20 protein-coding genes are annotated in these 25,003 nt (G+C 42.3%); 9 read left to right on the top strand and 11 right to left on the bottom strand.

Annotation, left to right across the window (positions count from 1 at the left end):
- Nucleotides 1-18: 18 nt before the first annotated feature.
- Nucleotides 19-201, bottom strand: a complete 183-nt coding sequence (locus tag G337_RS0124815; RefSeq protein WP_028866237.1) for a hypothetical protein — start codon at nt 199-201, stop codon at nt 19-21.
- 335 nt (nt 202-536) lie between these two features.
- Between G337_RS0124815 and G337_RS0124810 the strand changes: the two genes are divergently transcribed.
- Nucleotides 537-1,805, top strand: a complete 1,269-nt coding sequence (locus G337_RS0124810) for an MFS transporter (protein ID WP_028866236.1) — start codon at nt 537-539, stop codon at nt 1,803-1,805.
- On the opposite strand, the gene G337_RS0124805 is transcribed toward G337_RS0124810, so the two are convergent.
- Together G337_RS0124805 and G337_RS0124800 are read right to left on the bottom strand one after the other, a co-directional pair.
- The gene (locus G337_RS0124805; protein WP_084605628.1) at nt 1,806-4,619 is read right to left on the bottom strand and encodes an AMP-binding protein; all 2,814 of its coding nucleotides are present in this window, start codon (nt 4,617-4,619) and stop codon (nt 1,806-1,808) included.
- A 289-nt stretch (nt 4,620-4,908) separates the two neighbouring features.
- Nucleotides 4,909-5,565 (bottom strand): Qnr family pentapeptide repeat protein, encoded by a 657-nt coding sequence (locus tag G337_RS0124800; protein WP_028866234.1) that lies wholly within the window; start codon nt 5,563-5,565, stop codon nt 4,909-4,911.
- A gap of 386 nt (nt 5,566-5,951) precedes the next feature.
- On the opposite strand from G337_RS0124800, the gene G337_RS0124795 reads away from it, so the two are divergent.
- Nucleotides 5,952-6,188 carry a hypothetical protein gene (locus G337_RS0124795; protein WP_028866233.1) on the top strand — a complete coding sequence of 79 codons (237 nt, stop codon included), beginning with the start codon at nt 5,952-5,954 and terminating at the stop codon, nt 6,186-6,188.
- A 123-nt stretch (nt 6,189-6,311) separates the two neighbouring features.
- Here G337_RS0124795 and G337_RS27385 read toward each other — a convergent pair whose 3' ends face one another.
- The 4 genes from G337_RS27385 to G337_RS0124780 form a co-directional block, all read right to left on the bottom strand.
- A complete protein-coding gene (locus G337_RS27385) occupies nt 6,312-7,094 on the bottom strand; it encodes a substrate-binding periplasmic protein (RefSeq protein ID WP_051303616.1) in 783 nt (260 codons plus the stop codon).
- 509 nt (nt 7,095-7,603) lie between these two features.
- Entirely contained in the window at nt 7,604-7,789 is a 186-nt protein-coding gene (locus G337_RS28825) for a hypothetical protein (protein ID WP_157619467.1), read from the bottom strand.
- Entirely contained in the window at nt 7,786-8,208 is a 423-nt protein-coding gene (locus G337_RS0124785) for a hypothetical protein (protein ID WP_028866232.1), read from the bottom strand. Before G337_RS0124785 ends, G337_RS28825 begins: the two co-directional genes overlap by 4 nt.
- 2 nt (nt 8,209-8,210) lie before the next feature.
- On the bottom strand, nt 8,211-8,924 hold the full coding sequence (locus G337_RS0124780) for a hypothetical protein (RefSeq protein WP_028866231.1): 714 nt from the start codon (nt 8,922-8,924) through the stop codon (nt 8,211-8,213).
- A gap of 785 nt (nt 8,925-9,709) precedes the next feature.
- On the opposite strand from G337_RS0124780, the gene G337_RS0124770 reads away from it, so the two are divergent.
- From G337_RS0124770 to G337_RS0124760, 3 genes are all read left to right on the top strand, one after another.
- Nucleotides 9,710-11,686, top strand: a complete 1,977-nt coding sequence (locus G337_RS0124770) for a DUF3857 domain-containing transglutaminase family protein (protein WP_169719659.1) — start codon at nt 9,710-9,712, stop codon at nt 11,684-11,686.
- Complete coding sequence (locus G337_RS0124765) at nt 11,683-12,858, top strand: tetratricopeptide repeat protein (protein ID WP_028866229.1); 1,176 nt, start codon at nt 11,683-11,685, stop codon at nt 12,856-12,858. Before G337_RS0124770 ends, G337_RS0124765 begins: the two co-directional genes overlap by 4 nt.
- Nucleotides 12,859-13,260: 402 nt before the next feature.
- Entirely contained in the window at nt 13,261-14,841 is a 1,581-nt protein-coding gene (locus G337_RS0124760) for a BCCT family transporter (RefSeq protein ID WP_028866228.1), read from the top strand.
- Between the two features lie 796 nt (nt 14,842-15,637).
- Here the strand turns inward: G337_RS0124760 and G337_RS0124755 are convergent.
- Entirely contained in the window at nt 15,638-16,273 is a 636-nt protein-coding gene (locus G337_RS0124755; protein WP_028866227.1) for a hypothetical protein, read from the bottom strand.
- 1,094 nt (nt 16,274-17,367) lie between these two features.
- Here G337_RS0124755 and G337_RS0124750 point away from each other — a divergent pair.
- From G337_RS0124750 to G337_RS28055, 3 genes are all read left to right on the top strand, one after another.
- Nucleotides 17,368-17,613 carry a DUF1107 family protein gene (locus G337_RS0124750; protein ID WP_028866226.1) on the top strand — a complete coding sequence of 82 codons (246 nt, stop codon included), beginning with the start codon at nt 17,368-17,370 and terminating at the stop codon, nt 17,611-17,613.
- A gap of 129 nt (nt 17,614-17,742) precedes the next feature.
- Nucleotides 17,743-18,450, top strand: coding sequence for an AHH domain-containing protein (locus G337_RS0124745; RefSeq protein WP_028866225.1), 708 nt, complete (start codon nt 17,743-17,745; stop codon nt 18,448-18,450).
- Nucleotides 18,450-19,034 (top strand): hypothetical protein, encoded by a 585-nt coding sequence (locus tag G337_RS28055; protein WP_051303614.1) that lies wholly within the window; start codon nt 18,450-18,452, stop codon nt 19,032-19,034. Before G337_RS0124745 ends, G337_RS28055 begins: the two co-directional genes overlap by 1 nt.
- A gap of 398 nt (nt 19,035-19,432) precedes the next feature.
- On the opposite strand, the gene G337_RS0124735 is transcribed toward G337_RS28055, so the two are convergent.
- Nucleotides 19,433-20,752, bottom strand: a complete 1,320-nt coding sequence (locus G337_RS0124735) for an adenylate/guanylate cyclase domain-containing protein (protein WP_028866224.1) — start codon at nt 20,750-20,752, stop codon at nt 19,433-19,435.
- Nucleotides 20,753-21,350: 598 nt separating this feature from the next.
- On the opposite strand from G337_RS0124735, the gene G337_RS0124730 reads away from it, so the two are divergent.
- On the top strand, nt 21,351-21,716 hold the full coding sequence (locus G337_RS0124730) for a DUF1501 domain-containing protein (RefSeq protein WP_084605627.1): 366 nt from the start codon (nt 21,351-21,353) through the stop codon (nt 21,714-21,716).
- 50 nt (nt 21,717-21,766) lie between these two features.
- On the opposite strand, the gene G337_RS28050 is transcribed toward G337_RS0124730, so the two are convergent.
- Nucleotides 21,767-23,476, bottom strand: a complete 1,710-nt coding sequence (locus G337_RS28050; protein WP_051303612.1) for a GGDEF domain-containing protein — start codon at nt 23,474-23,476, stop codon at nt 21,767-21,769.
- 6 nt (nt 23,477-23,482) lie between these two features.
- Nucleotides 23,483-24,838, bottom strand: coding sequence for an extracellular solute-binding protein (locus tag G337_RS0124720; RefSeq protein WP_037028648.1), 1,356 nt, complete (start codon nt 24,836-24,838; stop codon nt 23,483-23,485).
- Nucleotides 24,839-25,003: the final 165 nt, after the last annotated feature.

Below are 25,003 nucleotides of genomic sequence, written 5' to 3'. Positions count from 1 at the left end.
AAGTCTTGATTTAACCCGTTAGATCTTCAACTTCATGCCTAGAATCTGCTCACCTCTCGATTTGCTGATTTTTGCATTTCGAGTGGTACGGGTATAAACGCCTTTAAGACTGCTGAATAATCTAGGCGGAATCATGTCATAGTCGATATTACTGTCCACTTTGCCGCTCTCCTTAACTAATCTAAAGTCGATAACTTTCATTTGTAAGCGTAAAGCGCCTCACAAAACTACAAATTTGCTGTTAAATTCACTTACCCCCTTCAGATGTGGGCTGCAGCTGCATGCATTTAAACTTCCAGAAAAATTCATTTTACACAAGCCCCCAAGCTTTGGGCCTGCGCATGTCCTATACTAGGACAATGGTTATTGGATTTTCGCTTTTTGTTACTATGTTTATTTTCCAGTTACTCTAACAAGAGTAACGATAGGTAATTATCAAAAGAACATTCACCAGCGGAGTGCGTAGATGACATTTTTGAACGACCCCCATATGCCAGCAGCCGAACTAGCTTTCCCGACAACTTGCGAGCGTTCCTATGTCTGCAAATAAACGTGCGGTCTGGTCATGGGCATTTTACGACTGGGCCAACAGCGCATTCGCTACGGTAGTGATGGCAGGCTTTTTCCCGATATTCTTCAAGCAGTACTGGTCGGCAGAAGTACCTGCTGTCGAGAGCACTTATCACCTCGGGATAATCAACTCAAGTGCTAGTTTAATCGTGGTATTAATTTCCCCCATCTTAGGAGCCGTTGCCGACCAAATGGGACGACGCAAGGGCTTTTTGCTGACTTTCGCCTGCCTGGGAGTGGTTATGACCGGGGCGCTATACTGGGTGGAGCAGGGGCAGTGGCTTCTGGCTTCGTTATTATATATCGCCGGCGTGGTCGGCTTTTCCGGCGGCAACCTGTTCTATGACGCCCTGTTATCCGTCGTCAGTCCGCAGCAGTCGGTAGATCGAGTATCGGCCTTGGGATTTGGCCTCGGTTACCTTGGGGGGGGACTGCTCTTTGCACTTAACGTCTGGATGACTCTGGAGCCTGAAATTTTCGGACTCGCTGATGCCAGTGAGGCAGTTCGGGTAGCCTTTTTATGTACTGCGCTATGGTGGCTGTTGTTCAGCCTGCCTTTGCTGCTGTTTGTCCATGAACCGACCGCTAACAAAATCACTGCTGCTGCAGCCGTTAAAAACGGCTTCAATCAGCTGTACCATACCTTCAAGCAGATCCGAGCCCTAAAACAAACCTTTTTGTTTCTGACGGCCTACTGGCTGTATATCGACGGGGTAGATACCATCATTCGAATGGCGGTTGACTATGGCCTATCGATTGGACTGGCTTCAAGTGATCTAATTACCGCACTGCTGATCACCCAGTTTGTAGGCTTTCCTGCGGCGATTGCATTCGGCCAGATCGGCGAGCGCGTGGGCAGTAAGCACGGGATCCTGCTTGCGTTAGCAGTTTACATCTGTGTTACCTTGTTTAGTGTCTTCATGCATGCTGCATGGCAGTTTTACCTATTGGCCGTGATTATCGGGCTGGTCCAGGGAGGCGTACAGTCTCTCAGTCGTTCGCTGTATGTCCGCATAATCCCTGCCGGACAAAACGCGGAGTTCTTTGGTTTTTACAATATGCTGGGTAAATTCGCAGCGGTGCTTGGCCCGGTACTGGTGGGCTGGATCACTTTGTTATCCGGAAGCAACCGGATCGGCATATTGTCTATTGTACTGCTCTTCCTTGCCGGTGGTTACCTGCTAATGCGCGTTGACCTTGCTGCTGGTCAGCTGGCGGCAGAGAAGGCCCTATAATTAGCTTCTTTCCAAATCCGGCTCGCCGCAATGAGATAATATTTCCGTTCTCGCTTTGTCTTTTAATCGCGCTGCTATATGCCAGTCATCATCACCCGGTTCGGCTTCTATGGGATCACCAATAATTACATTTATGCGCCCTCTGCGCGGAAACCAGTCACACTCTCTAAGCATAGAGCGAGAGCCGTGAATAGTAATGGGTACAACTGGACGGTGACTTTTTGCAGCGGCTAAAAAAGCGCCCATATGAAAATGAGCAAGGCCGGGTTTACGAGTAAAGGTACCCTCTGGAAAGTACATTAGCGAGCCCTTTTTTTTGCCGAGCCGGCCGGCGTCTTTAACACTTTTTTCAACATCAAAGCGTTCGATAAACTCTACACCTATGCGCTTAAGCAGCAGGGCAAATAACTTGTTATCTGCCAGTTCGGCTTTGGCGACAAAACGATAGGGTAACGGGATGGAGGCCACCATAATATAAACATCAAGGTAGCTGCTGTGATTGCTCACAAAAATATATGACTTGTCGGCAGAAAGTTTATCAATACCACTGACTGTTATTGGTGTGGCACTGGCCCATGCTAAAAATTTACCGGCATAAATTATTAATTTTTGTCGAGTACTTTGTGTTGGTAAGAGTAATAGTAACGAGGAAACACTGATAGACAGCAGTCCATATAACATCCATGCATAACAGGCATAAGCCATTGTATTAATATTGCGCAGAAGTTTTTTTGTCTGCTCTTGCATCCCTGCAAATACAATTTTGCTAAGCTGCCACCACAACGGCGAAGGATTTTTTCCTATTTTTCCTTTTAAATAAAGTTCACGACATGCGCTGCGCCTGAGTTTGCCACTGGAGGTTTTTAAAACGGTATTTGCTGGTGCCAGCACGATTTCATCGGGAGGTAGATCGACAATGTCGGCACAGATATTCAGTATTTGCCGGCGTAACTCCTGCTGTTTTTGCGGATCGGTTTGCCGGGTTTCCACCAGTACGATTAAACGTTCTTTGCCCGTTACCGCCTCACTGCAGCCAAAAGCGACAACCCGGCCTCGGCGAACCCCTGCAATTGTTCCCACGGCTTCTTCTATTTCATGGGGATAAATATTGCGTCCTGCGCGGATAATAATATCCTTGGTGCGGCCTGTCAGGTACAACTGTCCCTCGTCGAAATACGCCAGATCGCCAGTATCCAGCCATTCCCCATGAAACAGCTCTGCTGTTTTTTCCGGGCTGCGATAATACCCTATAGTGGAAGATGCTCCTTTAAACTGCAGGTGCCCCTGCTGCCTGTCGGGAAGCTCGATATCCATATCGTCTACTACCCGCAGCTCATGAGCAGACAAAGCTTCACCACAAGAGACAAATTCCAGCGCGTTTTTATCACTAGCATCAACGGGAACAGCCCTGCCCTGCTTAGTAAAATGATTACGGTCAATTCTCTGGATATACGGAGTGCGCTCCGGCTTTGGAAACGCCAGGCCAACGGAAGATTCAGCTAAACCATAAACCGGCCAGTAAGCTTCGCGGTTAAAGCCGTATTCAGCAAAGCGTTTACAAAATCCGCGTACCGTATCTGGAATAACAGGCTCTGCGCCGTTGCAGGACACTCTCCAGGTCGTTAAGTCCAATCCTTTTAGTTCTTCTTCTGCAATACGATGAACACAAAGATCGTAAGCAAAATTAGGGGCTGCTGAAATAGTGGCACGATAACGATGTATCGCCCATAGCCAGCGTTGTGGTCTGGCTAAAAATTCCAGTGGTGACATCACCACCAGGTGAGCCGCGTAGTAAAACATTCCCAGCCAGGCCCCAATAAGTCCCATGTCATGATAAAGCGGTAACCAGCTGATAAATATATCTTTTGAAGTCAATTTGGTAGCAGCGCCCATGGCTTTAATATTTGCCAGCAGATTGCGGTGACTGAGCTGCACACCTTTTGGATCGGCAGTCGAGCCCGATGTATATTGAATAAAGGCGATGTCATCTTCGGCTATGGCCATTTTTACCGGTTGCTCACTATAAGCTGCAAAGTCGTTTATCGTGAGCACATGTTTTAAACTAGGTATTAACGAGGTTAGCAGGGTTGAATAACGCTGGATTTCAGGGGTGGTGATCATTACTTCAGCCTGACAGTTTTTTAAAATGGTTTGATGACGTCGAATATAACTGTCGATTTGGTTCAGGCGCATTGGCGGGTAAATAGGCACGGGTATAGCACCAGCTATAAGTACGCCCATAAAGCTGAAAAAATAATCAGGACTGGTTGGTAACATCAAGGTTACTTTAGCTGCTGGTGAAAGTTGTTTATCTAACAAACACCAGGCGACTTTATTTGCCATTGCCGCCAATTGGCTATAGGTAATCATTTCGCCGCGGCCGCTGTCTTTATATATCTCTATAAGCTGCCTCTGCGGGTGCCGCTGCAGGTGCCATTGCAGAACATCAACGAGCGTTTTCATATTATGCGGGGCTTCGTCAACTTCCGCCCCCGACAGGGCCGCTAATACCTCATGATCAAATATTTGTTTGCCGCCCTGGTTGGTTAACAGCGCTTTGAGCAGGTCTTCCACTGTTTCCACAGCGGCAAAGGTATTATCTGCTAGTGTGACGCCAAAGGTATGTTCAACACGGTGGATCAGTTCAACCCGTCCTAAGCTGTCAAACCCCAGATCACGATCTAATAAAGAGGTTAAAATTACAGTCTGCTGCAGCTGACTGCCTGGATGAAGTTCGCTGGCAAGCTTGCCTACCAGTTCAAGCAGCTGCTGAGCGGTATTTTGCTCCTTTTCAACCGGATTTATCTTTGACACTAAATTTCTCCATATACCGATAACAATAATATGTTCTTGTTATGCAATAAAAATAGCATGCAATGAAGCTCTTTGCTGTGGCAGCAGAAAGTTAATAATGTAGAAAAGTTACTCAAAATAGAGATGTCATCAATCCCAAACATCTAAAAGTGGTTAAAAAACTAACCCGATAAATCCGTTATTATGTCTATGAAGCTGCATAGTTAATATATAATGTCAGAAAAAAATAAGGCGGTTTGTGCCCCGAAACGAGCTTTATCTCATTTGAAAGTTAGCTAACAATTAATGATTAACTCGGTAAAATAACAACACCTAATGGATCTAACAGCTGCTCCTGCTGCCAGTCACAAATTTTCACTCCGTTTAAATTAATACGGCGAGGATCTAAACCATACAACTCACAATAACTGAGGTCACAATATTGCATATCAAACTGCTGCCAGCTATCTGAAGAAAACTCCCCGCGACTTAAATCAGATCCTTTAAAAGAAGCGTTTTGTAAGTTTGCTCCTGTCCAGCGGTTTTCAAATAGATCACACTTTTCAATGCACTGCCTTTCAAAGTTTGTGTAAGACAAATTGCAGCCGGTGATATATACGGAGCAAAAATAACTTTGATGGGATATATGGTTTACAAAACTGGTTTTTACAAAGCTGGCTCCTTGTAAATCACACTCTCTAAATTCTGCCCCAAAGCCATTGGCACCTTGGAAATTAGCCATCGCTAGCCTGCATTGTTTGAAACTAGCATCACGTAAATCCGCGCAGTTAAATTGGCAGCCCACATTTTCTCCGGCTTCTATAAATTTACAATTGATAAACTGTGCATCTCTTAAGTCTGCGCGGCTAAAATTACAAAGGTAAAACCGGCAGTTCTCAAATATTGCCTCTTGCAGCAATTGTTGTGAAAAGTCCTGCTCTCGAAAGGTTTTGTTGTTATGTTTCATGCTCTTCTCCGAATTGATAATGAGTTAAGACTACCACTGCCAAAAGGTACAAATCCAATTTATTAACCCCTTTTGAATCAACACATTACAAACCCCTTAAATCGCGATTTTAAGGCACTAAAATCACACCCTAAGAGACGTTTACTGAGCCCTGCGAAGTTGCAGTCCTTAAAAATAGTTTCAATTAATTAAATAGCGGAGAGTTAGAAATGTTTTTTGTTTGATTATTGAGCGATTTGTGTTGTTCATCAGAAAAATAACTGATGAAAAGCTTTCAGCGTCATTTGACTGCACTGTCTGCGGCGTAATATACAAAGCAGCAATAAACCGCTCACTGCATTATAAAGTGCATGAATTTTGCTAAGTAATAATAAAGGTAAACTACAGTGACTATTTTTCATTCAGAGACAACCAAACCAGAGCAATTAAACAGCAAGCTATCTCGCAAACGCCCCATTGTGACTTACAAACTAAAAATAAGTTATTCAATAAATTTTGCCACTGCAAAACCCGCTTTCGGGAAAAATGCGAGCGTGGGAATTTTTGTTCAAGGCCAAACCGAGCACATAACTCCTTGGAATATTTTTACTGAAGTCTCTAAAACCACGGCCAAATTTACTTGACCACTTCAAAGAGAGAGTCGGCGTCGTCAGCGGGAAGGTGAATTCCAGAGCAGTGTTTCCACGGACATAGCGGAGCTTGCTGTAAAGCAGGTATTAATTCAAAGGGGGTCCCTTACTTCCTTTTCACTCTCTTATCCTCTCTGGCGAAAACTTCCAAGTTTCAACGTAACGGTCGATGCTCTCGTCAATCAGCAGCTCGATGTCGCCGCTCTCGTTCAGCTCCTGCAAGCGTCTCTCCAGGTAGGACAGGTGCTTGAGATAGGCTGATCGCCTGGAGATGGCCATATAGATATAGTTTCTCCATAAGGGAGCTTTCAGGGGGATAATCTGGCCTTCGTAACCGTATTTCTTGAGCAGAAGGCGCCCTGCGTAGAGACCGGAGGGAAAGAAATCGATCCTGCCTTTCTCCAGCATACCGTAAATCTGTGAGTGCTTGTTCACGTCGAGATCGCTTGCATGCTCGGCAATAAAGTCGTCGAATTCCTGACCAAAGCTGTCCCCAAGCAGGCTGCCCATACGCTTGCCTTTCAGATCGTCCAATGTGTCGAAAACAAACTCCCTACCCTTCCAGACAAAAACAGACGCAGGATCAGGGCTGAGAGGTGTTTGGGTGAACTCGGCGTACGTCTTTCTCTCTTCGGTGATGTAAGCCGCGACGACCAGATCCGCCTTTCCCAACTTCAGATTGTGAAGACAACGCTTCCAGTTCCCTTCATAGACCGCGTCGACTTCGATATCCAGTTCGGCAAAGATCCGGTTGGCGACAGTGATGCCGACACCTTCAATCTGATTGCCGTCCCTCCAGGTAAAAGGAGGGTAATCCTGGTGTCCGCAGGCGATCAACCTCTCGCCAGCCTGGGCGCAGGTGAACAGGGAGAGCAGCAGAAACGGGAGCAGGATTCTCATCAGATAGGGGTCCTTGGAGCGCCTATTACTATGGAGGCTACGTTAAGTAGTATAGGAAGACTAAAGGCCCAGTCAAGGTTGATTTGAACAGGATACTTTATCTCATTATGCTCTGGTTGCGACAAAACCTTATCAGAATTTATTATACTCCTTCGTAAATATCCGTATTTTATGTCTGTTTCTACCTGATTGGCAGGGACAACATAATGTTGACTCTGCCACTCGTTTCATACAACAAAGGCATTTCGTTTATTAGCCATCAAACAAGCCCAGTTGAGGCGGTGTGCCCTATCTTCAGGTAAAATCCCGGTGCTACTACGCAGCTTGCTTCCGGGAAAAAGCGAGCGTTACTATACTTGTTCTGCTAACAGATTAATTGTCTTGATTTTGCTTGATAACGTTTTCAATCATGACACAACGTGATGTCAGTTAGGAGTGACCATCTCAAGATAAGGGGGTAGCCCGGAAGCCACCAAGAAAATTGATAGCCTAAGGAAATTGTGAGCTATTTATCGACTTTTGAAATCGTCAATTAATGCGACCAGGCGAATGGTTAGGGGGTGGTTTTCATCGCAGCCAAGAAAGCGAAGTTCGCCGCGCAAGTCCATGAGTAGTTCTTCTAACTCCGAGAGTTTAGACTCCAGGCTGCGCGCTTTAGGTCCTGTCGTATCAATCGTTCTAGGTTCATTGCTCATAGTTTGTCTACTGTAATAATGTATTCCGCATAAGGGTGGGCTGAGAGCCAAATAGTGACCCAAGTGCTTGGCTGCCCGTAGTATTGGTATAAGACGGTGACGATTTCTGTGTTCGGTTCACCGCTGTTTGAATTGTGCTGAAAGCCTTCACCTGAGAACGAGTACATGGCTTCGCCTTCCAATGACTTCACCGTAACTTGAAATACATCACTTTCAAAACCTAGCATGTGGTAAGCCGTTTGGTGCTCGCCACCGATGATGTTTTGTTTGCTGTAACGGCCGTTTTCATCAAAATGAAGATAAAAGTGATCGCGGCTAAGCGTTTCTGCGTGGCGCAGAAGTTGCGGGGGATCTTTTGCCTCTGCTGTGACGGCGCTAAAGCTGAGGCTCATGAGAATTAAGGCTCGTATGCGGTTCATTATTACGCTCCTGTCCACCAAACAAACAACACATATTCTTGCGTTGTTTCATAAAACATTTCCACATCGTTCCAGTCAGATCGCAATGAAAGCCCTTGACAAAATCGGCCTTCGACCGGAAAGAGATAATCGTCATCGACTTCGAGTCTCTGTCCATTTTCATACAGGCCGCTGCGGTAATCACTGGATTCGAACTCTTTACGCGAGTTTAGTATTCTATCTAATGCTTGTTCGGAGTACCACGCGGTATCGGCGAGCACATTGCTTTCATCCAATAGCTTGTATTCGAATTCTCGTAGGTAAGGGTAGAGTGTGTTGTCTAGATACGCTTCGATATTGTCTGGGTTAATATCTTTTAAATACCACTCTTCGCTATGCTCGAGTTGGTGGCTATATAAAGTTATAAAAGCCTCAAGCTCATTGGCGTAGTCAGATTTATTAACAATGATGAATGTTGGATGCTCGATGCCCTCAGCGCAGCTGCGATACTCGATAATTTGGACCGGTTTATTAGTCGCATTGAGCACATATTTAGCGACATTTTGATACTCACGCTCACAGTAACTAAGCGAGGTATCACAACAGTCTAGCCAGTGAAGCATATTGTTCACTTGACCCAGCTTGCGAGCATATGGATTGCGCAGCTGAAGCTCAAGTGAAGCCCCTTTTAATACCGTGCGTGATCGCGCCAGCAGCTGCTTGATATTATCTCCCATGTAATTCCTTTTATACCCTTAGAGTTAAGAATAGCGGAGTTACCTTAAACGAGCTTGATGGATGTCAAATTGGTGCAGTTTAAAGGGGACAGGCAGTATTTAGTTCAATTATTTGTGATTGCTATCCCGAGTTCAGGTTAAATAGTAAGCATCAGAATTGCTTTGGTCAAATAAAAGACATTAGAATTTGTGAACTACTGCTCATAACGAAAAGGGGGTAAAAGCCATGCAATGACAACGCTCGCTTGTGGGAGAAAGCGAGCGTAAATGGAGTAACCTCAACAGATAAATAGTGCAAAAGCTCTAAACCGGCTTGTGCCCCAAGCGAGCTAGAAAGCTATCTCGCAAACGCCCTATTACAACTTAACCTGCTATAAATTAGCGGCCAAATTCATTCAGCAGCGGCAGTGCAGTATTTTGATTTTGCTCTGAGAGTTTGTTCTTTCTGATATCAGTATTTAACTTAGGGAAATTAACAACTTGATGTGCATCCGGTTTTGAATTCGGAAGACTGCTATACTCCGCCAAAATCTCCGAGTGCAGCGTTCTAATTTAAGCTCGAACCAGAAATAACCTTGACAACTAGCTTGTCATTTTTGCTTCTACGGAGTGAGTCCTTTAAAGGGAATGAGTAATCAGTGTAAGGATACCACTCAGCCATCCCTAAAGTTTCTTAAAATTTTTGGAGCCAAATTTTTAGTATGGATACATTTTTACACTACCCTCTGATAACAATTCGTATCAAGCCTTTCATATGTTTAATTCTTAGCATTCTTTTATTTCCTGTGAGCACATTTGCACAGACTATCCAGTCCAACGGATTTCAATACCGTATTGGTCCAGCGGAGCAATGGGTTACACATAACCAGTACGCCTTACCTGAAACTCTATCTGGAGAGCCGGTTAACTACCTGCTGGTAGACCTGCAAGTTAGGTTTCATAACGGCGATTCGACTGTTTACCATAGAAATGTAGAGCAGCCTTTAACAACGGAAGGGTTGAAACTGGCATCAAGAATAGAAGTATCCTTTAACCCGGTTTACCAGAAGCTGGTTTGGCATAACGTAACGGTCAGGCGTGGTGGTAAGAAAGTTAATCGTTTATCCCCGTCAGCAATTACATTGATGCAAAGGGAGGAGTCGTTAGATCAGGAGATTGTCGATGGTTATATTACTTCAATGCTGGTTATTAGTGATACTCGTAAAGGGGATGTTATTGATTACAGCTATTCGGTTGAAGGAAGAAACCCGATTTACGGAGAACACACCTTTTATAGTTCATATATGGGATGGAGGGTATCGATTGCAAAACTTAAAAGGCGCTTTCTATTTGTTAATAACGACACTATTCAATATAAAAGCTATAAGTTCGACCAAAAACCGGTTATCTCTGAAAATAATGGGGTTAAAGAGTTTCAATGGAGTATTGAAAATACCAAACCCGTGTTTGTAGAAAATGATTATCCAAGCTGGTATCGCGCGTACCCGCAAATAACCTTTTCATCATTTGAAAACTGGAAAGAGGTCAGCGGCTGGGCTGAACCTCTCTACGCAAATAGAGAAGTAACGGATCCTGAGCTGCTGAATTTTATCTCTGAAATTAAGCCTCTTTCGAAGGATGAACAGATTGCGAAAGCACTGCAGTATGTTCAAGGTGAGATACGTTATTTAGGTGTGGAGTTAGGCGTGAATTCCCACAAACCACATGATCCTGATGATGTTTTCAAAAATCGATTTGGAGACTGTAAAGACAAAACATTACTGCTGATTTCAATACTTGAAAAATTGAGTATCTCGGCACATCCGGCGTTAGTATCAACTTATGGTGGTATTACTTTGCCCACCGAACTGCCAAGCCCTAGTGAGTTCAATCATGTTATTACGCGAGTTCAGGGAGACAGCAAAGTATACTGGCTCGACCCGACTCGAAACCTGCAGAACGGGACACTGGAGCAGCTCGGGTATAGTAGTTATGACAATGCTCTCGTGGTGGGCCATCCGTCGATTGACCTTGAACAGATGCCGGAAACTGCGCAGAAACTGCCGGAGATTCGTACCTACGAATATTTTAACGTTCTTTCCTACGAAGGCCCTGTTGACTATCAGATTGTCACTGAGTACACAGGTATTGAAGCGGAATATATGCAGTCCCAGTTTGCCCGCCAAGGTAAGTTAACAATGGAGCGTAAGTTTCTAAACTATATGAATCGACTGTATCCTAGCCTGCAGTCTGCCGCCCCTTTAACTTTTGAGCATGATATTAAGAAGAATGTAGTGACTGTTACAGAGTTCTATCACATCACTGACTTTTTTAGAAAGCAGCCGGAGTATTTACTAACTGATTTTTATGCATACAGCATTGCAAACTATTTTTCACTGCCTGCAACGGTGAAACGCAAAAGTCCTCTCAGACATTTTTCTCCTGTAAAGGTGACTCACCAGTCCCATGTCCGCTACCCGGAATGGTTAAATATGCACCTGTCTAACGACTCCAAAACTATCGATACACCGTATTTCTCTCTCTCGTTTACTGAGGATTATCGCGACAAGTCAATTATTACAACCCATGTGTATGAATCAAAAACACCATTTGTTCCCGTTAAAGGTGTATCTGAGCATATCTCACAACTAAGAAAGGCAAAGAACAGCTTATCGAAAGTTTATGAAACAGCCTATGAAGAAGACAACAGAGAGCAGATACTGGGAGAGTTTATTGAACGGCTGAATACACAAGTGGATCGATTAAAAGGAGAACAGCTATGATGACCAAGTCTGCAAAGAGTACATTATCCTGTTTATTATTTATCTGTTTTTTATTGATCAACGGATGCGCAGGTCAGCCCCCCCAAGTAAAGTCGGCACTAAATACAGAGCCCGAAAAAACAAGGGATTATCCCAGCGCGGCACTTAATGACTTTATCGCTGATTTGTTTGATATTTTGAACACTCAGAACGAAAGTCGTTATTCAGCGCTATGGGACGTTAATGAATTTACTGAACGTGCCGTAGGAAAGATGGATATTACTACCTATAGAATTCACCTGGTTAGACAGACGCTTGTTAAAGAGCCTGGCGTCTTCGCCCAGATTAGCAATGCAAGTCTGTCGATATTTAAAGACAGCCAGCTTACGTTATTAGAGACAGACTCTGAAATCCCGCAAATTAAAATCTGTATTTCCAGAAATGACGAGAACCTTTATATTGCACTTGTTTTGAGTCCACAAGATGGTAGTTACAAGATTGTAGACGTTCTCGATTATTCAATGGGAAGTTACCAGAGTCAAAAGACTGCCACATTTTTTGAAAACTATTTCAGTGCCGACGGGCAGGGAAAAATAACATCACAAATAATATCAGAGGCGATGCAAGCACTGGAAAGTAATAATCCCCTTGCAGCCGTTTCTCTATTGGAATCTCTCCCCGAATCTTTACTCAGCAAAAAAATGGTACTAACCACCTACCTTACTACCTCTTCGCTAGATGAAAAACAATCGATAAAAGCATTAGAACTATTGGAGAAATACTACAGTGATGATCCCTTGGTTTCTTACATGATGGCCCAGCTTTATCTTCTTCGAAATCAGAATAATAAAGCGATTGAGGCGTTAAAAATATTTGCCGGAATTATAGGTCCAGCACCTGAACTGCATCTAATTATTGCTGAACTTTATTTAGCACAAGATGACGTGGATAACGCAATTTTTCATGCCGACAAGGCGTTAAGAATCGATCCAAATACCGATACGGCATACTGGATGTTAGCAAAAGCACTTTCGCGCAAAAATGAACTGGATGATGCGCTGTTAGCCTTAAAAGTATTAGAAAGCTACTTTGGTTATGAATTTAAAACGGAGCACTTTAGTGAATATAAAGAGTTTGAATCACTTTATCAGCTGGCTGACTTTCAGACTTGGGTAAAACAACTTCCGCAATAAAACTGATTTGCAGCACCAGTTATATTGGCTATGTTCACATTTACCGTGTCTGCATAGCCAGTATATTAAATCACGTCCTATTCCTTGCGCCCCCCGCAAGCGACTTAAAATAAAAAATCATTCGTTTTCCCTACAAATAGTGGATACAGGCGCGGGTACTTCAGGCCTGATTAACATCACCAAACAGATAGTTAGAGTGCAAACCATATAAACAGGTAAAGTCAGTGCTCAAACAGCCCCCCCACTCCTAAAAACCCAATGAAATTTGAGTTTTCAGGCTGAGATTGTTAATATCCACCGCACAATTTTACTTAGAGGTCTAATCACTTTTATTTTTAAAGACCATTTCATTTATATTTTTCGATCAAAAAGGTATTAAGGGCAAGCAGTTAGGCAGCATTTATGGATAACACATTAAAGAAATACAGTATAGAGACGACTGACTATCAGGTTGGTCAAGACAACGTTCAAAAGTGGGGATTCGATATTCATAATCCCGTATTCGGAATAAGCGCAGGTCTTATTTTCCTATTCCTTTCAACACTTCTAATCATCGACCCCAATACCGCAAAAGAAGCATTAAACAGCCTTAAGAACGGCATCATGGAAGATTTTGATCTCTTATTTATGTGGTCAACCAACTTTTTCCTGATGTTCGCTTTGCTGTTGATGCTGTCGCCGCTTGGTAAGATCCGTATTGGCGGCAAAGATGCCGCCTCAGAGCACTCTACAGTTTCATGGCTGGCAATGCTGTTTGCTGCCGGCATGGGTATCGGCCTTCTGTTTTGGGGGGTAGCAGAACCGACAGCTTACTTTACAGACTGGTGGGGCACACCATTTAATGTACAGGCGTATTCGCCGGAAGCAAAATCACTGGCTATGGGAGCAACCATCTTCCACTGGGGTATTCACGGCTGGTCTATCTATGCGATTGTAGCGCTCGCACTGGCATTCTTTGCATATAACAAGGGACTGCCGCTGTCGATTCGTTCTGTATTCTATCCGATCTTCGGCGATAGAGCCTGGGGCTGGTTAGGTCATGCAGTCGATATCATGGCAGTACTAGCGACCCTGTTTGGCCTGGCGACTTCTCTTGGCCTCGGCGCACAGCAGGCCACCAGCGGTATCAACCACGTATTTGGGACTGACGGCGGCATTGCTATGCAGCTTGGGGTTATTGTGTTCGTGACTTTTATTGCCATTTTATCTGTTATTCGCGGTATTGAAGGCGGCGTTAAAGTATTGAGTAACATCAATATGCTGTTTGCATTCGCGCTGCTGCTGTTCGTTACTTATGTCGGCTTTGATATTGTAAAGATCTCAATTCCAGAAACATTTACGGCTTATGTGGAAAATATCATTGCTCTGAGCAATCCTCATGGCCGTGAAGACACGACATGGATGCACGGCTGGACAGTATTCTACTGGGCCTGGTGGATTTCATGGTCCCCATTTGTAGGCATGTTTATTGCCCGTATCTCTAAAGGCCGCACAGTACGCGAATTCCTGTTTGCAGTAATATTTATTCCTACTCTGATGACCATTATCTGGATGGCTATTTTCGGCGGCATTGCAATCGATCAGGTGGTTAATAAAGTCGGAGAGCTGGGTGCCAGTGGTTTGACTGATATTTCACTCACCCTGTTCCATGTATACGATGCGCTGCCGTTCGGCTCTGCTATTTCGGTCATTTCGGTTGTGCTGATACTGATTTTCTTTATTACTTCGTCGGATTCAGGCTCACTGGTGATCGACAGTATCACTGCAGGCGGTAAGATAGATGCACCTGTTCCACAGCGAATTTTCTGGGCAACGGTCGAGGGAGCCATCGCGGCAGTGATGCTTTGGATCGGCGGCAAAGAAGCACTGCAGGCACTGCAGTCCGGCGTTGTTGCGACTGCCCTGCCGTTCACCTTTGTGCTGTTATTAATGTGTGTCAGCCTGATTAAAGGCTTAAACAGTGAGCGGGCTTTATACAAATAACGATACCCCAGGTCAGTTGACTAGAATATTCTTCGGCTGACCTTTTAATCGGTCTCAAGCGAATGTTTGAGACCGATTTTTTTTAAATACAAAAACATGGGGTTGTCCGGGTTAAGTGAAAGCTTGAGCGCCGGGAATCCCAACACTCGCTTTCTCCCAGTAGCGAACGTAAAGTCCCTCTATCTTTAAAGCTAGATGATATTAAAGCTAAATCGTTTTCGCTCCCTGCAAAAGATAAGTACAAGACAGCATATGCTATAAATACAAGGTAGTAGGAAAGGAAATAAGCTCATTTAGCTATTTGAGCTTGAAAAAAACTAAATGGGAAAAGCGAATTTATGCCTTATGCTCAAAAAATTCATTGAACACAAATTTTCAAGGTTAATATCGATTCATTGACTATTAACTTTTAGCCTCTAAAAGTATAGGCAGCAACTATCTGCAGCAGAGCCACTTAAAAACACTTGATGAGCAATTTGAACAGAACGACTTATTTTATTTACGCTATATGATGATATTGTCATTCTAACAAAACCCGGTGGCACAATTAAAAACCAAATAACATCCAGACAAAACTTTTATCTGAAGATTGAAAAAGGCTTTGATTTTCTAGGTTATCACTTATCCAGAAAAGCAATGTGAATAGCTACAGGCACGCTTAACAAATACCCTGAGCGGCTTCATCGGCTTTATGAGCAACAGCAATGAAAAAAGGCCTGCTCAATTGAGATGACCTTAGTGCTGGATGATTACCTTAAGCGTTGGCGAGATTGGTGTGGAGTAGTCTTAGGGACGATTAACCTATCTTTTGTTTACGAGCAAACCCTAGGCCCAATAGACCTAAGCCTAATATTAGGGAAGTAGCGGGCCCGGGTACAGACGCTTTATCTGATACTAATAGCCACGTTATGTGCTTATCCCATGGACCTTCCCCTAGCTCACTATAATAATCTGTCTCTCCTATGGAGAGCCAACTATTCTTCATAAGTATGGTGCCATCTCTGCTTAACAGTAGACCTGCATCTTCCCCACTGTCTGACAAATCAGCTAGGAAAAGTGCGGCTGCAACTGGTTCTTCAATATAGTTATTTCCGAATCTAAAATGAAAGTTGTCCGCATTAGCAAATAATTCTCCATTACCTGTCGGCGCGGCTGCGCCCGTCGCCAATGTGAAAAACTCTCTAGCCTCACTCTGGTTTGCGATATGGTAATCTTCGTATAAACCGCCAGCCTGTGTTGCTGCGACAGTTTGCGCGTAATTATATGACGCTGTTTCTCCCCACCCAACATACGTTAAGTCATTAGTACCTGTGATGAGATGCGTTCCTGTATCGTCGTAACTTAATCCGCCCGTTATAATCGCCGCATTGGCGCTAAGTGAACCCAGCATCAACAGACTTATCACGGCTATTCTATTCAATGAAAATTTCATAGAAATCCCCTTCTATTCGAATGTTAAGTTAATAGTTTATGGAGCAGCCCCATAGTTCATTATTTATCACATTTTTTGGGTTCCACCAGCATCAATATGTTGCATTAAAAAAAGAGCAAAAAACACACCAAAAAAAAGACAAGGCACACCTAAATATAGTTAGAAGAGATCGTTTATGTTGGCGGGATAATGAATTGTATAAATTACAATTCATTACAATAACTAATATTTAGGAAAGTATTCAGGTTAGACACATTAACTAGGAACAATTGAGAAACTTAAAGAACTAAAATGATCAAAATCAATCATCAGATGTAAAAAAAACTGACACTCAAATATTTCTATCCTGTTAACTCTCAAAACAGACAAGCTTCATCACTTTATACAATCAGCTGCACACCTTAGTGCTATCAATAAGTTATTTAAGTTGAATGATGGTAATAGCCTAGATTCAAGGCGGCTTATTCCTCTGTAAAAAACATCGACAAAAAGTTGATTTCAGGATTTCTCCATTTTTTTGCTAGCAAAAAAAATGTTTTTAACGGGAGAAGCAGTAATAAATTAACTACAGGGGAATGCTCACTTCTCCCCGGAAGCGAGCACTAATAGCTCACGCTCAAATTCTCCCAGTAGCGTGCAAAATAAAAGTTCCTTACCAGTAAAGTTGATTTGACTTATCATGCACTGCTTGAACGGTTTTGCTAAGGCGCTTTCGCCCCCCAAGCGACTTAGAAACTACAAAATTGTGGCCAATTTCACTCAACCACAACACACGCCTGAATCCCCCTCCATGGATATATATGCCCCAAATCACTTTAGAAAACCAACTTGCCACTTCTTAAAATGACAACTTAAAGACCTGACACTGTTTATCTGCATAGAAATTCAGTAAATAGGAGGGAAGTGTTCTTTAAAGAACAGAGGTTATTTTTTGCTTGGGTAATATTGATCGTGCTTAAAGCGCAGCTAAGTAGATAAAGTAAAGCTGCACTGCAATGTGCACAGACAATAATGTATTTTATTATTTTGTAATATATTAATTATAGACTGACGCACATTAATACTTATCTGTTGAAAAATTAAAAGGGTTAACTGTGAGCATAAAGAATTCATTAACGCTAAGAAGCTTTAAAAAATACCGACCCCGTCAAATAGCCAAATTCGTCAAAGCCTTTTTTAATGGCCGTATCTATATTGCTGGTCTTGGTCGATTACGAGTTTTAGAAGGAAAAGTGATCGCTTATCAGCATCAAAAATGTGAAAAGAGAATACAGATTGTAGTCAATGAAATTAATCAGAATGTCAATGAACTTGCGCAACCAAAAATTGTTGCAGTTTAAATATAAGTAAATCGAATAAATAAAATCTAAATCAATGGGGGCGCGCCTGCAATATAAATTTGATTACTGATTGACCTGCGTGTTATTTTATTGATCATGCAAAGACTAATAATTAAGGGTTAATACGAGATGTTACAAAATCAAGCTTATCCTCACCCCACTAGGCCAGCAGATCCCAGTGTTATGGAGATGGCAATTTATAATTTCGAATTAAAAGCAAAGGCATTTCATGACCAACGACTTAAAAATTCAACTGGTGAAAATAATAAAGAATTATTAGATAAAATGAAACGGGATTATGAGCACCTTCAACACGAAAAAAGGCGTATTTCTGCACATGTTATCTTACAAAATGATCTTGAAGCTTATAGAGATGAATGTTCTAAATCTACTGTTAAAAAATTGCGTAACGAAGATCATCACCCCACTGCTAAATTAGCCGCAAACCTAACTGCAGTTGGAGAACCTAAACCGACTACAATGCACGAACCTCATCACATAATATGTGGTAAAGGACGTTTTCAACAAGCCAATATGAAATTGGCTAGGCTCAATTTACACAGTCATGGCATTGGAATAAACGATCCATATAATGGAGCTTGGTTGATCAATTACTTAAAAAACAAAGATCAGGACTGGGCTACAGCAGATGCTCCTGCTCATAGGCAGATTCATAGGTATAATTACGAAACTTGGATTGCGACTAATTTTACAGATGATACTTTGGATAGAAGTCGTTTTATTAATCGATTGAATAATATAAAAGTATTAATAAAAACAAGCAATTTCCCTGCGCAAGTACTAGGGGTGAAAGATGAATTATGGAAAGGCTTCTAATGAATATTTATCAAATAAAGAATGTAACTAATACATACGATGTAATCGATTTAGATATAGTGGATTTAGCTGAAACTCTTAGTGAAAATTGTGAGTATGATGAAGATACTATCCTAAAAATGTTAATGCATGTTGCCTCTGATAATATATCTCTTAAAAAAATGTGGCCTAAGGAGATACTTTGCAATTACTTTGGTAACTCCCGCAAGCAGGGTTATGACATTACCCGATTTGGTAAATTTCTAGTTCTTAAAATGAATGCTGTTGAGGTATTATATGGAGAATTAAGTAAATGTGGAGAGCTATTACCTTTAAATGTTGAAGGCAATAAAATGATGCTGTTTAATTGCTTAACCTTCGGTAAAGAGCAAGAAGAACTTTGCGTTAAAAAATATGAAGATGGCTTTGAGTGTGGTGTTGAAACATTATATTTCAATGAAAACGATATTGAAGATAAAGCTATTTTCAAATCCAAATTACAGCATGCAATGTCATACTATTGCACTGATAAAGTTAAGTTATTAGTAGAAGAACATCAATTAAAAGGTATCAGATTCGATACTGATTTAATAAACCCATTTTAATTTTAAATAGTTAAATATGAGCTTTGGGTTCTGGGGCGCTTTGTGCCCCAAAGCGCTTCAGCTAGTAAAAATTCCACGCTCGCTAATTCCCGAAAGCGAGCGTAGTAGTTTTAGAGCGTGAGTAGGCATTGCTAAACTGTTTATTTAATTAAGTTATGCCTATATTCCGAGATATACATACCTGCCAAGCAAAACCATGCAAATGTTGTTATAAAACAAACCGCCATCCCTAACAACTGCCATATGTAGTTATGAGTTAGCACCATTGCTATACCAAACACCCCATTTTCAGGGATATAAATGGGTACAAATGACGATATAACTAAGATAAAGGAGCAGAACGGTATTAGAGTAAATAACAAAAGCTGTAGTTACACAGAGTTATTTACAGGGTCGAATTAATTAAAATTACCCATAATGCTAATATCAATAGCTCCTCTACCGGTATATAACTCTAGTTCATAATTAAATAAATCAGATTGCCAGATGGTTTTCTTCGGTTGTCTTTCTATTTTTGAATTCAATAACTGGGTCACAAATATTTCTTCATTGGCAATAAGATTTCCTTCATGCTCAATTGTTAACAAAACTGTATTGTTTATTTGGTTGTTCTCAACTTTTCGTTCAACTTTAATTGACAATTTTGCTGAGTTCTCAGACATCAATTGATTGTTAATACTGTAAAAAATGAATTCTTTCGATCTAGTATAGGGAGTTGATTCTGTTTTATTGCCACTTATTCTGTAATGGAGCGATGGCAAACGCCATTCTTTAAACTTTGGTTTGACTTGATTTAAACCTCTTTCTAGTACTAACTCTGTGTAGTAACGAAGGTTCTTTCCCACGGCATAATAAATGAGATGTTTGCCAGGTTCTAACTCATTTTCAACCAATCGACTTGCATCCTCTTTATTTCCTGCAAGGGCGATTTTTGTGTTATCTGCCAGCCGCATATCTTGCGGATAAAAGGACTCAAGTCTTAGTTCTACATGTTTGTACCACTGAAAAGTTAAAAGTATCGCGATAGCGAACACTGCAGAGATTGTCGCCATTAACGCCGATTTCTTATTACTACTTTCTTTTACTTTACCTTTCGTGGGTGTAACTGGTGAGGTAAGCTTGGGATCATAGACTTCGAAAACTTGAACTGCCCCGTCAATACCTTTTAGTTCGTAGCGGCCATGGTCTTGTGAGTCTATATTTTTTTGAGCAACCACCCATCCCTGTGCGCTGTCATATACAGAATAACTCATAAGAATTTGACCACCTTGTGCTAGGCTTTCAATTCTTGCTGCTCTATTAACATGTCTGCCAAAAATATCTAGCTCGATAGTATCTTCAACGGTAACTTGCCCCATATGTAGACCGATACGAACTTTAATAGCAGGTAAGTTGTTATCTTGGAGATTAAATTTAGCAATCGCATTTTGGATTTTTACTGATTTATCAATGGCTGCGCTAGGTTCTGCAAAAACAGCCATGACGGCGTCGCCAATGAACTTTATGACTAGTCCAGCATCATTATCTTGTATTATATCAGTCAATATTTTGTCGTGCTTAGACCGCAATTCTACTGCTAGTGCGTCACCTATTTCTTCTGTTATATCTGTGAAGCCTTGAATATCAGTGAACATGACAGTCAATACCGCAGTATCATGTTTCTTGATATAAAGAACAATTGAACTCTCTTCTTGATTGTTAATGCTTAGTGGCTGCATATTACTAATCCTGAAACTTGAATAATTTACTTATGACGAAAAAGAGGAGCAAGATCCACTCTTTGTTTTCAAGCAAATAGTTAATCACAGAATCCCCTTTCTCTTCTGATGACACGGTCCTAGACTATCAGCACAACAGAGTATTAGTCGTCATTCTTACTAATACACATTTAAAATCTGCTTTCTTGATAAAACTTAGACCATATCAATCATTAAAAACAGTTAGTTGGCACACAACATTTGTTAAATATTGATTTTTTTGGGTGAGAAGTTGTGTATGTGCATTTTCAGAGAACTCTGTAAATACATTTTGCATTTACTTTGCCTTTAATTTTAGTGAGTTATAGAACTCGAGCTGTGAGTGTATTGCATAGAAGCCCCTATAATTACGTAAATTTTTTATGAATTACTTCATATCCATCATACCTGAATGTAGTTCTAGTATGGAAAAGCGAAAAGCCAAACCTTTTCTCAATAAAATTAGATGATTGAATTGCGAAGGCACTAGTGATGGTTATATTCTGGAAAGCATGCATGATCTTCGAGAACAGTTTGTCTATTCTTAAAAATCTCCACGCTCGCTAATTCCCGATAGCGAGTGTTACGTAGAATCTTCAATGCTTTTTACGAATTCTATTGTTTGATCACTATCCGGAAAAGCGATAGTCGTTCCCTAACACGCTTGCGCCATCAACAGGGAACGGATCACGGCTGGGGCGGACATAAGATTATCACCGGCGGTGCAGTCAAAGGCGGTAAAGCTTATGGAAACTGGCCGCAGTTAACCTTTAACAGTGAAGATGATTACAGTAACGGACGGGTTATTCCTTCAATTTCAACGGATCAGGTAAATGCTTCTTTGTGTGAATGGTTTGGTTTAAATACTGAGCAGATACACACTCTGTTCCCTAATCTGGCTAATTTCCAGTCGCCGACTTTGGACTTTATGAATAACAAATCTTAAGAGCAGCTGCTTTATTACGCCCCAGCGCAAAACGTAACTGTATTATCAGCTTAATCGATAACAATGCAGTTGCGTTTTTCTTTTGCCTGATACAAAGCAGCATCGGCAAAGCGATAGGCTTCATCGGGGCTTAAGGGCGGATTACCGTCAATAATTTTAATACCGATAGAAAGAGTTAAGTATCCGGCAACACTTGAATACAGATGAATTCTGTTTAACTTAACTAGTGACTGTTGAATTTTATCGGCAATTTCCCAGGCACTTTGATGACTCGAATTCGGTAGAATAACAGCAAACTCTTCTCCGCCGATACGGGCGACCAGATCATTTTCCCGCTGACAGTGCTTAACCAGAATATGGGCAATATCTTTTATGGCTTCATCCCCCTGCGGATGTCCGTAATGATCGTTGTACTGTTTAAAATGATCAATATCTAATATTAATAATGCCAGCTTCTGGCGGCTGCGCTGATTACGTTTTATCTCCTGCTGCAGCGTAGTATCAAATGAGCGCCGGTTCTTCAGCTGCGAAAGCGAATCGGTTATCGCCATGGTTTGAACCTGCTTTACATAGCCCTGCAGCAGCTGCAGCGCTCTTTCCATATCACCGAATTCGTCATTGTGCTTCTGTTTAATGGTCATCTGCGTATTGCCGTCGGAAAGCATCAGCATATTGGTACGGATAGCCAGTACCCGTTTTATGATTTTGGTATGAATAAAAGCCCAGCCGATAAACAGGCTGAAAGTGATACCGCCAACGGCAATACCCCATAATAGATACTGTTTAATTTCCACTTCAGACTTAGCTGCTGTCGCCTCCTGCGACAGGCTCTTCTGCAGATAAAGATGAATATCCTCGGCGTTGAGCAGCAGCTGGTCAGCTGTTTCAACCTGCTGCGTTATCAGTGTCTTGATAACCACTTCAATACGAATTGCACTTAACTGCGAGTTAAAAACAGAGTATTTGCCTTTATAGATATCCTGAGCCTGCTGCAGCCAGATAATTGCAGCTTCTCTGGATGCCCGGTCGGTACTTAAGCTAAACAGCTGCTCAATTTCATTGCCCAGCAGGTAAACTTTCCGTTTCAGCTTATTGAGCTTTGCAGTACTGTCCGTGCTGCCCGATTCCACTAACATTTCCGCTAGAAGCAGTGAACGTTTATAAATTCTAAAGAAATTTCTGGTATCTTCTAAGAGATTTTTCGACTGTTCTTCCGTTACACTGCTGTCAAATGAAAGCTCAAGACGATTGCTGAGCAGGGTTAATTCAGGCAGCAGCTGTGCTTCTGTATTTCTAAATAACTGAATAATTTTAGGACTGACTATTTTCTGCTGACTGTAAATTTCGCCGCGCAGTTTAAATAACCGGGCAAGGTGGCGGGTATGAGTGATATACAGTGTTATACGTTCATTTTTTTCATTTAACTGCTGCTGATGCTCTTCAAGCAGAGGGGAATAGGACAGTGTTTTGGAAACATCACGGATCCGTGACCATAACCCGCTGACCTTGCCCAGATGCGCCAGGATAACATCACTTTCCACTTCCGATTTAAGCGCAAACAGCTCTGACTTTAAATTTGCACTGCTGGACTGCAGGTTACTGCTGATCTGCATTAACGGAATAAAATCTAAAGCGGCTCTTTGATAAGCCCCGCTCAACTGCCGGGCAGTATGGTTGGCAATAAGCACTGTAACCAGCGTTAACCCGGCTATAATAAACAGAGCAATATTAAACTGTATTTTCAGCGACCTTTTTTTCATTATCAGCTATTCCGCCAGCATCGCTTCTTCACCATAAAGGTTCTGCAATGTTGTAATCTGCACTTTCAGGTGCTGTAGAATATTGTCGGTATCCTGTGGTTTTTGTGTAATACGGTAAGCGGCTTTCATCAACTCAGGATAAATACTGCCCATCGCGGTACTTGAAAAGTGTCCATACTGAGCAACACTTTCCCGCCAGCTCTGATCGGCCAGATAGCTGGACTGCAGCGCCTGTCTTTGTGCAGATTCAAGCGTTAATCTCCCTTTTAAATGCGCGATCACATCAAGCCTGCACGGATTTCCCCCTCCGTTAGCATAAGCAAGCTGGCTCTCAAAGCTGCTCAGATATTTAAGCAGCCAGTATGCGGCCTGCGGATTTTTACTGTCATAACTCACAGCAAATGAATAGGCCCCCTGATAAGGTTTTCCGCCGGCAACATTGCTGATACCTAATTTTGCTCCCGGTACACTGTTATTCACTTCTCCTGAAATTGACCATAAATTATTATAGGCAAAGGGCCACATAGCAACGCGCCCCTCTTTTAACGCGGTAGCCGCTTCTAAAAATGCAAAATTTACATTAGCAGGATAAGCATACTGCATAAGATCGACATAATACCGGGCGGCCTGTTTCGCCTGTTTTGAATCAGCTCTGACATGGAAACCTTTTATTCTGCTCTTTTCATATTCCGGAAAAAACCACTTCCCGCCCAGGCCCCATAAAATCGACGACAGCTCATCATTAATATGCGGACGGTTGCCCGACATCAGCGCAACGCCGTAAAAGTCTTTCTTTAATTTTTTCCCCGCGAGTCTTTGTCCTTTTTTGCGGGTAAAAAATTCTGCTGTGTCACGGAGCTGCTCCAGGGTCACCGGAGACGCCAGCGGATAACCGAAGCGCTTAACAAAGGCCTGCTGCTCTAAGGGGTTGTCAAACAGATCTTTGCGGTAATGATTGCCCATCACATAGGAGTTATAGGGCAGACTGTGAAGCTCATTGTTATAGGATAAAATATTCAGCAGAGCCGGATAATAATTATCAGACAGCGTAGTAAACTCTTCAATATGAGCCGCATCATAGGTTTTTACCAGCTCAGTAATCGGGACAGTATAACCGTTAGCCGCCCACTCTTTTGCCCAGCCGGCTTCAATGGTCACCACATCATATTTCCCCAGCCCCCGCTGCATAGAAACGGTCTGCAGCTGATACATATCAGAAAGTGAAACCGATTTCACTATCACCTGCACGCCGGTTGCGCGGGTAAATTCACTGATAAGATTGTTCTTCAGGTACTCAGTCCAGAAGCCCTTTTCAGCGACCAGGGTAATAGGAGCCTGATTACTTATTTTGGGTAATACCATGGGTTGGGGGGCCTCTGTCAACGGGGCGCCGGAAACAGCTGCAGTGCTAAAGTAAAAAAATATAAGCAGGTACTTTATAATATTCATCGGCAGGACCTCATTTAAACAGACAGCATACTTCTATAAAAAATAGTACAGCCGCCGCTTAAAAAGAATTTTGCCTAT

Source organism: Psychromonas aquimarina ATCC BAA-1526, assembly GCF_000428725.1.
GTDB lineage: Bacteria > Pseudomonadota > Gammaproteobacteria > Enterobacterales > Psychromonadaceae > Psychromonas > Psychromonas aquimarina.
The sequence above is the reverse complement of the archived record's forward strand: the minus strand, read 5'-3'. Positions and strand labels throughout refer to the sequence as shown.